The organism is Neisseria sp. 23W00296, assembly GCF_044772855.1.
In the GTDB taxonomy this organism is placed as follows: Bacteria; Pseudomonadota; Gammaproteobacteria; order Burkholderiales; family Neisseriaceae; genus Neisseria.
Window position 1 is genome coordinate 1,501,670 of sequence record NZ_CP173024.1, and the last position, 12,699, is coordinate 1,514,368.

The 12,699-nt window shown below is 58.2% G+C and carries 13 protein-coding genes; 4 read left to right on the forward strand and 9 right to left on the reverse strand.

The window, feature by feature from the left end:
• The first annotated feature begins 22 nt into the window (after positions 1–22).
• On the forward strand, positions 23–1,651 hold the full coding sequence (gene pqiB / locus ACG2K1_RS07440) for an intermembrane transport protein PqiB (RefSeq protein WP_036495776.1): 1,629 nt from the start codon (positions 23–25) through the stop codon (positions 1,649–1,651).
• A gap of 284 nt (positions 1,652–1,935) precedes the next feature.
• On the opposite strand, the gene metW is transcribed toward pqiB, so the two are convergent.
• Positions 1,936–2,520: a methionine biosynthesis protein MetW gene (metW, locus tag ACG2K1_RS07445; protein WP_009425677.1), complete on the reverse strand. Its 585-nt coding sequence runs from the start codon at positions 2,518–2,520 to the stop codon at positions 1,936–1,938.
• Positions 2,517–3,653, reverse strand: a complete 1,137-nt coding sequence (locus tag ACG2K1_RS07450; RefSeq protein WP_395428643.1) for a homoserine O-acetyltransferase — start codon at positions 3,651–3,653, stop codon at positions 2,517–2,519. Before ACG2K1_RS07450 ends, metW begins: the two co-directional genes overlap by 4 nt.
• 84 nt (positions 3,654–3,737) lie before the next feature.
• Between ACG2K1_RS07450 and ACG2K1_RS07455 the strand changes: the two genes are divergently transcribed.
• Positions 3,738–3,917 (forward strand): protein MIGRI, encoded by a 180-nt coding sequence (locus ACG2K1_RS07455; RefSeq protein WP_036495780.1) that lies wholly within the window; start codon positions 3,738–3,740, stop codon positions 3,915–3,917.
• Between the two features lie 89 nt (positions 3,918–4,006).
• Here the strand turns inward: ACG2K1_RS07455 and adk are convergent, their stop codons facing one another.
• Complete coding sequence (gene adk, locus ACG2K1_RS07460; protein WP_009425679.1) at positions 4,007–4,654, reverse strand: adenylate kinase; 648 nt, start codon at positions 4,652–4,654, stop codon at positions 4,007–4,009.
• Positions 4,655–4,905: 251 nt separating this feature from the next.
• Here adk and metF point away from each other — a divergent pair, with 251 nt between their 5' ends.
• Complete coding sequence (gene metF, locus ACG2K1_RS07465; protein WP_009425681.1) at positions 4,906–5,745, forward strand: methylenetetrahydrofolate reductase [NAD(P)H]; 840 nt, start codon at positions 4,906–4,908, stop codon at positions 5,743–5,745.
• A gap of 74 nt (positions 5,746–5,819) precedes the next feature.
• On the opposite strand, the gene ACG2K1_RS07470 is transcribed toward metF, so the two are convergent.
• The 6 genes from ACG2K1_RS07470 to ACG2K1_RS07495 form a co-directional block, all read right to left on the reverse strand.
• The gene (locus ACG2K1_RS07470) at positions 5,820–6,134 is read right to left on the reverse strand and encodes a type II toxin-antitoxin system RelE/ParE family toxin (protein WP_009425682.1); all 315 of its coding nucleotides are present in this window, start codon (positions 6,132–6,134) and stop codon (positions 5,820–5,822) included.
• Complete coding sequence (locus ACG2K1_RS07475) at positions 6,124–6,366, reverse strand: type II toxin-antitoxin system Phd/YefM family antitoxin (protein ID WP_009425683.1); 243 nt, start codon at positions 6,364–6,366, stop codon at positions 6,124–6,126. Before ACG2K1_RS07475 ends, ACG2K1_RS07470 begins: the two co-directional genes overlap by 11 nt.
• Before the next feature lie 161 nt (positions 6,367–6,527).
• Positions 6,528–7,145, reverse strand: coding sequence for a biliverdin-producing heme oxygenase (locus ACG2K1_RS07480; RefSeq protein WP_395428644.1), 618 nt, complete (start codon positions 7,143–7,145; stop codon positions 6,528–6,530).
• A gap of 350 nt (positions 7,146–7,495) precedes the next feature.
• Positions 7,496–9,811 (reverse strand): TonB-dependent hemoglobin/transferrin/lactoferrin family receptor, encoded by a 2,316-nt coding sequence (locus ACG2K1_RS07485; RefSeq protein ID WP_395428645.1) that lies wholly within the window; start codon positions 9,809–9,811, stop codon positions 7,496–7,498.
• 355 nt (positions 9,812–10,166) lie between these two features.
• Complete coding sequence (locus tag ACG2K1_RS07490; RefSeq protein ID WP_395428646.1) at positions 10,167–10,913, reverse strand: lysophospholipid acyltransferase family protein; 747 nt, start codon at positions 10,911–10,913, stop codon at positions 10,167–10,169.
• 78 nt (positions 10,914–10,991) lie between these two features.
• A complete protein-coding gene (locus tag ACG2K1_RS07495) occupies positions 10,992–11,741 on the reverse strand; it encodes a GNAT family N-acetyltransferase (protein ID WP_094031216.1) in 750 nt (249 codons plus the stop codon).
• Positions 11,742–11,883: 142 nt separating this feature from the next.
• Here ACG2K1_RS07495 and pgeF point away from each other — a divergent pair, with 142 nt between their 5' ends.
• Positions 11,884–12,675: a peptidoglycan editing factor PgeF gene (pgeF, locus tag ACG2K1_RS07500; protein ID WP_395428647.1), complete on the forward strand. Its 792-nt coding sequence runs from the start codon at positions 11,884–11,886 to the stop codon at positions 12,673–12,675.
• The last annotated feature ends 24 nt before the right edge of the window (positions 12,676–12,699 follow it).

Here is a 12,699-nt window from a genome sequence, read left to right on the forward strand (position 1 = left end):
TTTTTACACACACAGCAGCCCCATGTCCCAAGACCGCCCCACCCCCGTCCCCTCGCGCGTGCGCAAAACCAACGCCGCCGCCTCCCTGATCTGGATTGTGCCGCTAGCCGCATTTCTCGTGGGCGGCTGGCTGCTGTTCGACCACATCCGCAACACCGGCCCGAAAATCACCCTCTACCTCGACAGCGCCGAAGGCATCGAAGTCAACAACACCGTCGTGCGCGTGCTCAGCGTCAACGTCGGCAAAATCACCAACATCCGCCTGCGCGAAGGCGGCAAAGGTGTGGAGCTGACCGCGCAGCTTAACGCCGACGTAAAAGACATGATGAAAAGCGACACCCAGTTTTGGGTGGTCAAACCGCGCATCGACAGCAGCGGCATCTCCGGCCTCAACACCCTCGTCTCCGGCGCCTATATCGCCTTCATCCCCGGCAAAGCGCAGGAAAACCGCGACACTTTCGACGTATCCGACATCCCGCCCGTTGCCGCCCTCGGCCAGGACGGCCTGCGCCTGAAACTCTCCGGCAGCAACAGCAAAATGCTCGACATCGGCGCGCCCGTCGTCTACGGCAGCCTGCCCATCGGCCAAGTGGAAAGCGTGCGCTTCGACCCGCAGCGCCGCCGCAGCGACTACACCGTCTTCATCGGCCACCCCAACGACAGCCTCATCAACAGCAGCAGCCGCTTCTGGCTCGACAGCGGCATCCGCATCCAATCCGAAGGCGGCGGCTTCCAGCTCGACAGCGCCCCGCTGGGTGCCCTCATTTCCGGCGCCATCACCTTCGACACCCCCGACAAAACCGCCCGCCCAGCAGAAGGCGGCACACCTTTCGAACTCTACGACAACCGCGCCGCCGTCGACAGCCTGCCGGGCGAACGCGCCCTCTACTACACCGCCTTTTTCAAACAGTCCGTGCGCGGGCTGGGCAAAGGATCGCCCGTCGAATACAAAGGCCTGCGCGTCGGCAGCGTCGCCGACGTGCCCTACTTCGCCGCCGGCGACAGCCTCAAACTGTTCGCCAACGGCTGGATACCCGTGCGCCTGCGCATCGAACCGCACCTTATCGAACAAAATGCCGACCACGAAAGCCGCAGCTACTGGCAGAACACCTTTCAGACGGCCTTAAACAAAGGCCTGAGCGCCGCCCTCGCCTCCGACAACCTGATACTCGGCAGCAAAATGGTCGAACTCTCCGACACCCCCGCCACCGGCGGCACACTCAAACCCTTCGCCGAATACGGCGGCGCGCCCGTTATCGCCAGCCGCAGCGGCGGCGGACTGGACGATTTGCAGGCACAGCTCTCCGCCCTGCTCGACAAATTCAACAAACTGCCGCTGGACAAAACCGTAGACGGACTCAACGGCAGCCTGGCCGAACTCAAAGCCACCCTCAAATCCGCCAACAGCCTGCTGGCCAAACCGCAGACACAGGCCATACCTGCCGAACTGAACAAAACCCTGGCCGAATTGCGTCAAACCCTTAACGGCGTGTCCCCCGAATCGCCCGTCTACCGCGACGTCCAAGACACCCTGCACAACATCGACAACACCCTGCGCGACGTGCGCCCGCTGCTCAACACGCTGAAAGAGAAACCCAATTCTCTGATTTTCAAACAAAACGCCAAAGACCCCGTGCCGCAGGGCAGGTAAACGCAGCAACACAGACATTCAGACGGCCTGTTTCTCCAAACAGGCCGTCTGAAACCTGCCGTCCCCTCCCCCGCGCTTTGGCGCAGGAGAGGGAGTTAGGCGCGCGGTGGGAATGACGTTTTCAGACGGCCTTTCGGTTTCGCAGGCCGGTTTTCCAAATCCGACGGTTGTTTGCAAAACGGCACAAGGCCGTCTGAAAAACATTTTTCAGACGGCCTTTCTGCTTTTCATTTCGTTGACGCTGCGCTTTCGGAAACGTCATTCCCGCGAAGGCGGGAACGGCCTCAGCCGACGCGGTAAAAAGCCAGGCTGCCGAGGAGGTTGGGCAGGATGTCCACGCGCCTGCCGCCGGTCATGACGGCGCGTTCGAGGATGCGGATGTTGTTTTGGGCGCAGAGTTTGTCGAAGTCGTGCAGGGTGCACCAGTGGATGTTGGGGGTGTTGTACCACTGGTAGGGCATGCGTTCGGAGACAGGCATGTGGCCGCCGAGGGTGATTTGCAGGCGGTTGCGCCAGTAGCCGAAGTTGGGGAAGGAGACGACGGCCTCTCGGGCGACGCGGGTGAGGTCGCGCAGAATGGTTTCGGTGTTTTGCATGGCTTGGATGGTTTGGCTCAACACGATGACGTCGAAGCTGTTGTCGTCGAAGTCCTGCAGTCCCTGTTCCAGGTCGGCCTGGATGACGTTGATGCCGGCGGCGATGGAGGCGAGTACGCCTTCGGTGTCGATTTCCACGCCGTAGCCGCTGCATTGTTTGTCGCGCACGAGGGCGGAGAGCAGTTCGCCCCGTCCGCAGCCCAAGTCGAGCACGCGGCTGCCCGCGGGTATCCAGTCGTAAATCAGGCGCAAATCGTCGCGCAGGGTGGTCATGGCTGCAATTCCTTGTAAACGTTGTCCATATAGGAGGAAACGGCGGCGAGGTAGGGGGCGTCGTCCATCAGGAAGGCGTCGTGTCCGTGGTTGGATTCGACTTCGATGTATTGGACGGGGCGTCCGGCGCGGACGAGATGTTTGACGAGGGCGCGCGAGCGTTGCGGGGCGAAGCGCCAGTCGGTGGTGAAGCTGGCGACGAAGAATCCGGCCTGCGTTTGGCGCAGGGCGGCGGTGAGGTCGTTGCCGAAGGCGGCGGCGGGGCTGAAATAGTCGAGGGCTTTGGTCATGCGCAGGTAGGTGTTGGCGTCGAAGCGGGCGGCGAATTTGTCGCCCTGGTAGCGCAGGTAGGATTCGACTTCGAATTCGACGCCGTAGCCGTACTGTATGCCGTCGTGCAGGCTGCGGCCGAATTTTCTGCCCAACCCTTCTTCGGCGAGGTAGGTGATGTGTCCCATCATGCGGGCGATGCGCAGGCCGCGGCGGGGGACGGTGTTGTGGCGGCGGTAGTGGCCGTCGTGGAAGTCGGGGTCGGTGATAATGGCCTGGCGGGCGACGTCGTTGAAGGCGATGTTTTGCGCCGACAGGCGGGTGGCGGAGGCGATGACGAGGGCGTGGCGCACGCGCTCGGGGTAGTCGATCGTCCATTGCAGTGCCTGCATGCCGCCGAGGCTGCCGCCGACAACGGCCGCCCAGCGGGCGATGCCGAAATGGTCGGCCAGCAGGGCCTGGCTGTTTACCCAGTCTTTGACGGTTACGACGGGGAAGTCCGCGCCGTATTCTTGGCCGTTTTCGGGGTTGGTGCTCAAAGGGCCGGTGCTGCCGGCGCAGCCGCCGAGGTTGTTGAGGCCGATAACGAAGAAGCGGCGGGTGTCGACGGGTTTGCCCGGTCCGACCATGGTGTCCCACCAGCCGGGGTGTTTGTCGTCGGGATGGTGGCGTCCGGCGACATGGTGGTCGCCCGATAAGGCGTGGCAGACGAGGACGGCGTTGGATTTGTCGGCGTTCAGTGTGCCGTAGGTTTCCACCATCAGGTCGAAGCGCGGCAGGGTTTGGCCGTTTTGCAGGGCAAACTCTTGCTCGAAGGGGATTTTTTCGGGCGTTACCAGCCCGATGCTGTCGGAGGCGGTCATGAAAGAGGCGCGGCGGGAAGGAAAAGGCCGTATTATAGCGTTCCGTCCCTGTTTCTGCATGGCCGTTTCAGACGGCCTTTTACTATGTCTTCCGCCGTTTTTGCCGTCAAAATCCTGCTGTTTGCCGCCGCCGCGCTGCTGCTGGCCGCCCGTTTTCTGCCTGTTCGCCACAAGCGGGCGGCTCGGCGCATTTTTGTGTTCGCCGCTTGGTGGTGCGCGGGCGTATCGCTGCTGGCTTTGCTGCGCTATTGGCTGGCGGTGTGAAAGGCCGTCTGAACGCGGCGGAAAACAAAATAGGCCGTCTGAAAACCTTTTTTCGGGTTTTCAGACGGCCTCTTTGCTTTCAGACGGCCTTATTTGCCCAGCGCGGCCAACACTTCGGCTTTTACGGCTTCCACCGCCTGCGTGCCGTCGACCTTGATGTATTTGGGCGCGTTCTCACCCTTGAGTTTGCTGTAATAGCCTACCAGCACTTCGGTTTGCTCATGGTACACGGCCAGGCGTTTTTTGACGGTTTCTTCTTTGTCGTCGTCGCGCTGGATTAAGTCTTCGCCGGTGAGGTCGTCTTTGCCTTCGGCTTTGGGCGGATTGTAAACCACATGGTAGGTGCGGCCGGAAGCCAAGTGCACGCGGCGGCCGCTCATGCGCTCGACAATCGCGCTGTCGGGTACGTCGATTTCCACCACGGCATCAAGCAGTACACCCGCCTCCTGCATGGCTTCGGCCTGCGCCAGCGTGCGCGGAAAGCCGTCAAACAGAAAACCGTTGGCGCAATCGGGCTGTGTGATGCGCTCTTTCACCATGCCGATGATGATGTCGTCGCGCACCAGGCCGCCTTCGTCCATGATTTTTTTCGCTTCCAAGCCCAAAGGCGTGCCCGCTTTGATGGCGGCGCGCAGCATATCGCCGGTGGAGATTTGCGGAATGCCGAAGGCGGCGGTGATAAATTGCGCCTGCGTGCCTTTGCCTGCGCCGGGTGCGCCGAGTAACAATACTTTCATGGTGGTTCCTTCTGTTAAGAAAATGTAATGGGGCGCATCTTAATACTTTGCAGGCCGTCTGAAAAGCGCGGGCGGTTTCAGACGGCCTCGTTGCGCGTCGGCAAAAATCCCCAGACAAATCAAAAGTCAAAAATCCCGTTCATGCCGCAACGCAGTATTTTTCACGCCAAAGCGCATTTTTTATCTTGTTATCAACCAGTTGAAGCCATACACTCGGCCGTCTGAAAAACACTTCCACAGGAAACCGCGCCATGAGTGCCGCCGAAAAAACCCTCAGCTTCGAATTTTTCCCCACCCGCACCCCCGAAGGACGCGAAAAACAAATCGTCACCCGCAAGCAGCTGCGCCAGTTCGCCCCCGAATTTTTCTCCTGCACCTCCGGTGCGGGCGGCACCACCCGCGAGGGCACGCTGCAAACCATTGCCGACATCCTCGCCGAAGGCACGCCCGCCGCGCCGCACCTGCCCTGTATCGGCATGACCGTCGAAGAAGTGAAAAGCCTGCTCGACACCTATCAAGACATGGGCGTGCGCCACATCGTCGCCCTGCGCGGCGACATCCCTTCGGGTATGGGCGCGGGCGGCAGCGGCCTGCGCTATGCCAACGAGCTGGTCGAACTCATCAAAAACGAATACGGCAGCCACTTCCACATCGAAATCGCCGCCTATCCCGAATACCACCCGCAGGCGCGCAGCGCCGACGAAGACATCGAAAACTTCGTGCGCAAGGCCAAAGCGGGCGCAGACTCGGCCATCACCCAGTATTTCTACAACGCCGACGCTTATTTCCGCTTCGTCGACGAAGTGCAGGGACGCGGCGTTACCATCCCCATCATCCCCGGCATCATGCCCATCGCCAGCTTCTCCAAACTCGTGCGCTTTTCCGACACCTGCGGCGCGGAAATCCCCCGCTGGTTGCGCCTGAAACTGCAATCCTATGCCGACGACACCGCCGCCATCAAAGCCCTCGCCCTCGACGTCGTCACCGAAATGTGCAGCCGCCTGCTCGAACAGGGCGCGCCCGGCCTGCATTTTTACACCATGAACCAGGCGGGCTTGGTGTCCACCATCTGCCAGCGCTTGGGCTACTGAGCCGCGCGGACAGGAAAAGGCCGTCTGAAAACAAAGTTTCAGACGGCCTTTTTGTATTGAAGATTTCCGACGGTTCAACTGTCCGGCCGGTTTTCCGCTTTCTTGCGGGCTGCGTCCCTATCCTGCCTGCCGACGATACCGACCAAGACAACTGTGAGTGTTTCGCCGTGCATCTGATAAATAAGGCGGCATCCCGCGTGGCGGAGTTTGATTTTGTAGAAGCCCGACAGATTACGCAGGGCTTCCGAAGGCGCATGCAGGTTTTCCAAACGCTTTTTGAGTTTCTTGCCCAACTGCTGCCTGACGTCGTCATCCAGTTTGTTCCATTCGTCTTTCGCCTCAATGCAAAATGCCAGTTTATATTCCGGCTTATAAACTTTATAAATCATCGATAGATACCTCTATGATCGGGGAATCCTGGCGCTCCAACACGATTTTGGCGTCTTCGAAATCTTCCATATAAGAAATCAGCTTTTCGTAAAAACGGGCAGGGACAAGATAGGCTTCCGGACGGTTGTGGTTGAGTACGATCACGACACCTTCGGCCTCCTGCACGATCGCGCTGAAATTACGTTTGAGCTCGGTAACGCTGACGGCATGTTCGGCAAATATAGTGTGCATGGTTTACTCCTCGTTGTGTGATTAAGGCTGCCGACATTCTATCCGTTTTTCAATGCTTTAAGAGCATTTTTAAATGCCTTTATGATTTCCATCCGCAAAAAGGCCGTCTGAAACGTTTTCAGACGGCCTTTTGCCTTGTTTGCCGAAAGATGCGGAGCCGCTTAGTGGCGGTGCGCCTGCATGCCTTCGGGCGCTTCCGCGCCTTCGGGCAGGCCGAAGGTTTCGCGCAGCACCACTTTATAAAACGCAAACGCCTCGCGCGCGCCTTCGATGGCTTCAGCCTGCGCCGCCTCGTCCAGCGGCAGCGCGTTCAGCAGCTCGACAAAAGCGCGCCAGTGTTTGCCGCGGCCTGCGGGATGCGGCGCAAGGTGGCGCGCGCCTTTTTCGCCGTCGAATGCCAACTGTTTGGCGTGTTTGAACAAAAATGCCGCGCCCAAGTTCGAGCCTTCGGCGCAGTAGAGCCAGCCGATGGCTTTGTTACCCGTTTCGTGCGGCAGCGGCTTGCCGTATTCGTAGGGCTTTTCACCCAAATCGGCCAAATCTTTCACTACCGCGTCGTAACGCGCCATATATTCGAGTTCGGGAATCTGTTTGTTCAGCTCGGGATCTTTGTAGATATGGTCGACCGCTTTATGGAACACGGATTGCAGTTTCAGGAATTTGATGTATTTTTCGTTGCTGACAAAAGGCTCTACCGACATCACCAGATTATCGACGCTGTCGTGGGTGGCGGTGGTCTGCTCTTTCAGCTTTTTGGCAAAAGTCATTTCGTTGCTCATGGCGTTTCCTTGTGATGGTGTTTTCAGACGGCCTGTGCGGACAGAGGCCGTCTGAAACGATTTGAAAAAGATGTATTGCGGCAAAAATCGTAGCTAATAGGAATATTTCACTACGAATATGGCAGGATTATCCCCGACTGCGGCGCGCCCTGCAAATTTTTCTTTACATCAACTTACTCAGATTTCACGTTTTTTTATTATCAGAACGACGTGGCGCGAGCCGTACCATGCAGATTCGCGCAGCCGGACGCCACCGATAGAAAAGGGACGGCGGATTGCCGTCCCTTTCTGCCGTTTCAGACGGCCTCTTTCTTTAAAGATACAAGGCCGTCTGAAAGGCTTGGTTTCGGTTAGAACTTCCATTCCAGGGATACGGCGTAGTTGCGGCCGGGGGCGTAGAAGCGTTCGAGACCTTTTCCGGCACGGTCAACTGTATTGGTAGTGCTGTTGGCATTGATGCCGCGCAAAGCATCCCATGTGTGGTATTTGCGGTTGAACAGGTTGTACACGCCTGCACGCAGGGTCAGGTTTTTGACGGGTTTGTAAAAACCGTAAACGTCAAAGGTATAGGCTTTTTTGTTCAGGTATTTGTAAGTGGCGACCTCTTTATACTGCTCCTCTTGCGCACAGGTTTGCTGGCCAGTCCACCAGTCAAAATCCCATCTGACGCAACGGCTTTTGACTTCTTCCACTTTGGCATCGCGCGCTTTTTTCGCGCCCAGATAGGTCAGGCGGGAGAACACGCCCCATTTGCCGTCGGGCTGCTCATAATCCAAGCCGACAATGGCTTTCAGTGGCTGGATGGACAGCAGGCTTTTCACGTCGGAGAGCTTGCCGTGGCTGTAACCCAGCGCACCGAAGAGTTTCCAGCCTGTGCCAAGATTCAAGCGGCCTTTGAATTCCAAACCTGAAATACGGGCGTTATCCACATTAACCGTTTGCGTCATCGGAGTCTGCCAAGTACGGCCGTATTGTGTCTGCTCAATCAAACTGGTTTGTTCGAGCAGGAAGTTTTTGTAGCGGCTATGGTACACGCTTAAATCCATCGTGCCCCGGCTGCTGTTGGCCTGCAAGGACAGGGTGTGGTTGACGCTGCGTTCCGGTTTCAAATTACGATTGGATTTCCAAGTGCCGTAGGAATTGGTAAAGGTGAAATACATTTCCGATGCGGTCGGCACGCGGTAGCCGGTTGCCAAATTGTAACCGGCTTTCCAAGTCGGGTTCAGTTGGGCATAAACACCGGCAAAACCGTTCCAGTTGGAGAAGCTTGCCTCCCCCGGCTTGCCTTCGGCAGTACAAGCTTTGCTACAAGGAGCATTCAATTCCAAGGGTTTGAGTTTTTCATAATCGTAACGGACACCGGCCTGCCCCGAGAATACGCGACTCCATACGATGTCGTCTTTCAGAGAAAAGCCGTATTGCGTGGTCTGCACGGGATATTGGATGGTTTCGACGATTAAGTCGGGCGGCATGCCATATCGCGCATTTGAAGTTATGTTGATTTGGTCTTCGTTCAGCGTCTCAAATTTCCGTCGCGAAGCAAAAGTTTTGAAGCTGAGCTTATGTCGACCGGCCGCTTGGAAAGGTTGTCCGTCCACCCTCAAGGTAAACCTTTGAAAACGGGTAGTCATGCTGCGGTCTTTGATTTCGTCAAGCGGTCTCCCTGCTCCAGACCCTGCATAGTTTACTGCACGCAAATCTGTGTATTGATAGTCGTAGTCGGCTTTTAGCAGTGAAAGCCAAGATGATTCGGGAGAATATTCATAGTATGTGTTGAAATTGACCCGTTTGTGTTTGTCATCCGCCTCACGCCATGCAGATGGATAGGAGGTATAGGAACGCTCATCGGTGTAGTTACTGCCGTTTTGTCCGGTAACGGCTGCGCCAATACGGTGTTCGGGCGCGAATTGCCAGTTGATTTTGGCCAGATAGCTGTGGTTGCGGTGCTTGGCCGGATCGGGATGCTGGCTTTTGCTTTGGTAAAGCTCATCTCCTTCGCCACGGCTTTTCATCTCATGCCCGCGCCGCTGGGAATAGAGCAAGGCGGCATCAAGCTGATCGCCTTGGAAACCAAAACCCACGGTATTTGTCCACTCACGGTTTTTGGTGGCATAGCCGCTTCTTAACAGCGTACCGAATTTTGCACCCGGCTCAACAATCGCAGAGGCATCCAGCGTGCGGTAATTGACATTTCCACCCAACGCACCGCTGCCGGATTGAAACGAATCCGCACCTTTCACAATATCGATGTTGCTGACTAGCTCAGGGTCAATGGAAAGCCTCGAAGGGTTAAAGTTGCCGTAGCGGCCGTAAAGCGTATTTTCTTCTGAATCAGGCAGGGTGACTCCGTCAACACTGATACCGACGCGGTTGCCTTCCACACCGCGCATGGCAAAACCTTTTAAGTGGCGGCCGTTGTCGGCAATGCCGACATCGGGCGAGTAGCGCACCAAATCGCGCGTATCGCGGATCATTTGTTCCTGAATGGTTTCGGCATTTACTTTTTCGACCGAAGCCGGACGATTACGCCGCGCTTTGACTTTAACCTGTTCGAGCGTGCCGCTCTGTTCGGCGGCTGCCTGTGCTTCGGCCTCGGCGGCTTGGGCGGCGTTGCAGAACATCAGGCCGACCAGCAGGGCTATCGGGGTGATTTTGCTGTGTTTCATGGGGTTTCCTTCAAACGGATAAAACAATAAAAACCTGCGAAGTCTAGCCACGGAGTGGAAAATTTTCGCAGTTATTTGATAAATATGGATTTGTTTTGCTTCAAGTAATCAGAACTTTTCTTGTTCTTATTTGAAGGCGCGGATTATGTGTTAATGTTTTGTAAAGTGCAACTTTTCTTTACATTGCGGGCACGAGTGTGGTTTTCCGGTTAAGTTTTGTGTCGCTTTGTGCGTCACGCAGAAATGGGGGGGTTGGAACGCGCAGCAGGACAAAGGCCGTCTGAAACGGGTTTCAGACGGCCTTTGTGCGGCGGGGCGGGTTCGGGTATCTGCCGGATGCGTTTTTCAGACGGCCTTATCCCAATTCCTGTTGCTTGGCAATCAGCTGTTCGCGGATCAGGGCGGCGGTTTGCTGGCGATCGCCTGCGGCAACGGGGGTGAGGAAGTGGAGTTCGGCGGTGCTGCGCGGCTGGCGGATCACCATGCAGATGGACTGCCAGAGGCTGATGTCGCCGTAGTAGGCGGTGTGGGGGTTGGGGCTGCTGCCGTCGGGATTGGGGTAGCGGCAGAGGACGGGAACGATGGGGACTTGCGCTTCGGCGGCGGCGGGGAAGAAGCCGGTTTTGAAGGGGAGGATGGTGCGGCCTTCGCTGCTGGTGCCTTCGGGAAAGAGGGTGACGGTGTCGCCGTCTTTGAGGGCTTGGGTGACGTTGCGCAGTTTTTCGCTGTTGCCGCCGCCGGCGCCTTTGTTGCGGGCGACGTAGACGGTGCGCGCCTGTGTGGCAAGGTAGCCGACAACGGGCCATTTTGCGACGTCGTCTTTGGCGACGAAGCGGCCGGGGTGGGCGGCGTTGACGGCCATGATGTCGAGCCAGGAGATGTGGTTGCAGACGAGCATTTGGCCGCGGTTTTCGGCGGGGAGCGTGCCGTAGGTGTGCAGCGTCATGCCGCAGGAGGCGAGGACGCGGTGCGACCAGATTTGGATGGCGCGCAGTTTGCGGCGGGGGGTGTAGAAGGGGAAGAGGAAGAACATTTCGGCGGCGCCGTAGATAAGGCACAGGCCGATGCAGGAAAGGCGGAAGGCAAAGCGGAGGGCGGTCATGGCTGTGTTGTGTTTTTTTGTTCGGGCAGACGTGTTGAGGCCGTCTGAAAGCGGTATTCAGACGGCCTTTTATCTTTATTAAGGTTTGGGGGCGAATTTTTGCAGGTAGCGGTCGCTCAGTTGCGAGATGTCCATCATGATGAGGACGTCGGCGCAGTTGAAGGCTTCGTCGACGCAGGGTTCGCCGCAGAACCAGGCACCCGCTTTGAGGTAGCCTTTAATCAGGGCAGGGGTGTCGGGGTGGGCGGACGGAGTGATTTTGTCCCATTTGAGCGGGTTGAGCGGGCGCACGCGCCACGGTTCGGGAGCGAGGTATTTTTCTTTGAGGATGTGGTAGAGCCCTGCCGCGTCGCTGCCGCCGTCGCGCATTTCGATGCTGCCGCAGCCGATCATAAAGCGCAGGTTTTCGTCTTTCATGAATTTGACGAGTCCCGTCCACAACAGCATGACGAGGCCGCCGTTGCGGTAGTCGGGGTGGGTGCAGGCGCGGCCGAGTTCGACGGTTTGCGGCAGAATGTCTTTGAGCGGGCTCAAATCAAATTCGTGTTCGCTGTACCAGCCGCCGACTTTTTTGGCAGTGTCTTCGGTGATGAGGCGGTAGCAGCCGATAACTTCGCCGGTGGCGTCGTCGAAGGCGAGCAGGTGGTGGCAGTATTCGTCGTAGGGGTCGGTGTCGCGGCCGTCGACACCTTTGATGTCGGCGCCCAATTCTTCGGCGAAAACCCGATAGCGCAGGCGCTGCGCGGCTTCGATTTCTTCGCGGGTTTCGGCCAGTCGGACGCTGAGGCCGATTTTCGGGCCGGTTTGGTTGAAACGGCTGTTCTGCATAAAATGTTCCGAATCAGGGTAAAAGGCGCGCATTATAGCCCAAAGGCCGTCTGAAAGCGCGGCGCGGCTGCCTGCTGCAGCTTGCCGCGTGCGAAACGGCATGATAAAAGCGCTCCCTTTGTTACTTTTTCCGCCACACGCCATGCCGTATCCCGCACCGAAAAACCTCTCCGCCGCCATCGGCCTGCCCGTTTCAGACGGCCTCTTCCTCCATGCCGACTGGCCTGCCCCCGCCAATGTGAAAACGCTGGTTTCCACACGCCAAGGCGGCGTCAGCATCGCGCCCTATGCCTCGCTCAACATCGGCGCACACGTCGGCGACAACCCGGAACGCGTCGCACACAACCGCGCCATTGTCCAAGCCGCCGTGCCCGTTCCCCTCGCCTACCTCAACCAGACGCACGGCACCCATGTCGTTGCCGCCGCCGATGCTGTGGCCGTCTTAAAAGATGCCGACGCCTCTGTCGACCGCAGCGGCAAGGCGGCCTGCGCGGTAATGACTGCCGACTGTCTGCCCGTCCTCTTCTGCACCGCCGACGGCCGCTGCGTCGCCGCCGCCCACGCGGGCTGGCGCGGGCTGGCAGGCGGCATCCTGCAAAACACCGTCGCCGCCATGCAGGCCGACCCCACCGACATCCTCGCCTACCTCGCCCCCGCCATCGGCCCGGATGCCTTTGAAGTCGGGCAGGACGTTTTCGACACGTTCTGCCTGCGCGATCCCGCCGCCGAAGCGGCTTTCACCGACATCGGCGGCGGAAAATACCTCGCCGACATCTACGCCCTCGCCACCCTCGCCCTGCACCGCGAAGGCGTGACGCAAATCTACGGCGGCACGCACTGCACCGTTCTCGAACGCGACACTTTCTTCTCCTACCGCCGCGACGGACAGACGGGACGCATGGTCAGCGCCGTGTGGCTGGAAGAGGCCGTCTGAAATCGAAAATCCCACCGCACACCT

Coding starts and splice junctions, on each gene's coding strand:
- ACG2K1_RS07475 (WP_009425683.1), bottom strand. CDS start 6,366: ATGCACACTATATTTGCCGAACATGCCGTCAGCGTTACCGAGCTCAAA.
- ACG2K1_RS07485 (WP_395428645.1), bottom strand. CDS start 9,811: ATGAAACACAGCAAAATCACCCCGATAGCCCTGCTGGTCGGCCTGATG.
- ACG2K1_RS07470 (WP_009425682.1), bottom strand. CDS start 6,134: ATGATTTATAAAGTTTATAAGCCGGAATATAAACTGGCATTTTGCATT.
- pgeF (WP_395428647.1), top strand. CDS start 11,884: ATGCCGTATCCCGCACCGAAAAACCTCTCCGCCGCCATCGGCCTGCCC.
- metF (WP_009425681.1), top strand. CDS start 4,906: ATGAGTGCCGCCGAAAAAACCCTCAGCTTCGAATTTTTCCCCACCCGC.
- pqiB (WP_036495776.1), top strand. CDS start 23: ATGTCCCAAGACCGCCCCACCCCCGTCCCCTCGCGCGTGCGCAAAACC.
- ACG2K1_RS07480 (WP_395428644.1), bottom strand. CDS start 7,145: ATGAGCAACGAAATGACTTTTGCCAAAAAGCTGAAAGAGCAGACCACC.
- ACG2K1_RS07495 (WP_094031216.1), bottom strand. CDS start 11,741: ATGCAGAACAGCCGTTTCAACCAAACCGGCCCGAAAATCGGCCTCAGC.
- ACG2K1_RS07450 (WP_395428643.1), bottom strand. CDS start 3,653: ATGACCGCCTCCGACAGCATCGGGCTGGTAACGCCCGAAAAAATCCCC.
- metW (WP_009425677.1), bottom strand. CDS start 2,520: ATGACCACCCTGCGCGACGATTTGCGCCTGATTTACGACTGGATACCC.
- adk (WP_009425679.1), bottom strand. CDS start 4,654: ATGAAAGTATTGTTACTCGGCGCACCCGGCGCAGGCAAAGGCACGCAG.
- ACG2K1_RS07490 (WP_395428646.1), bottom strand. CDS start 10,913: ATGACCGCCCTCCGCTTTGCCTTCCGCCTTTCCTGCATCGGCCTGTGC.
- ACG2K1_RS07455 (WP_036495780.1), top strand. CDS start 3,738: ATGTCTTCCGCCGTTTTTGCCGTCAAAATCCTGCTGTTTGCCGCCGCC.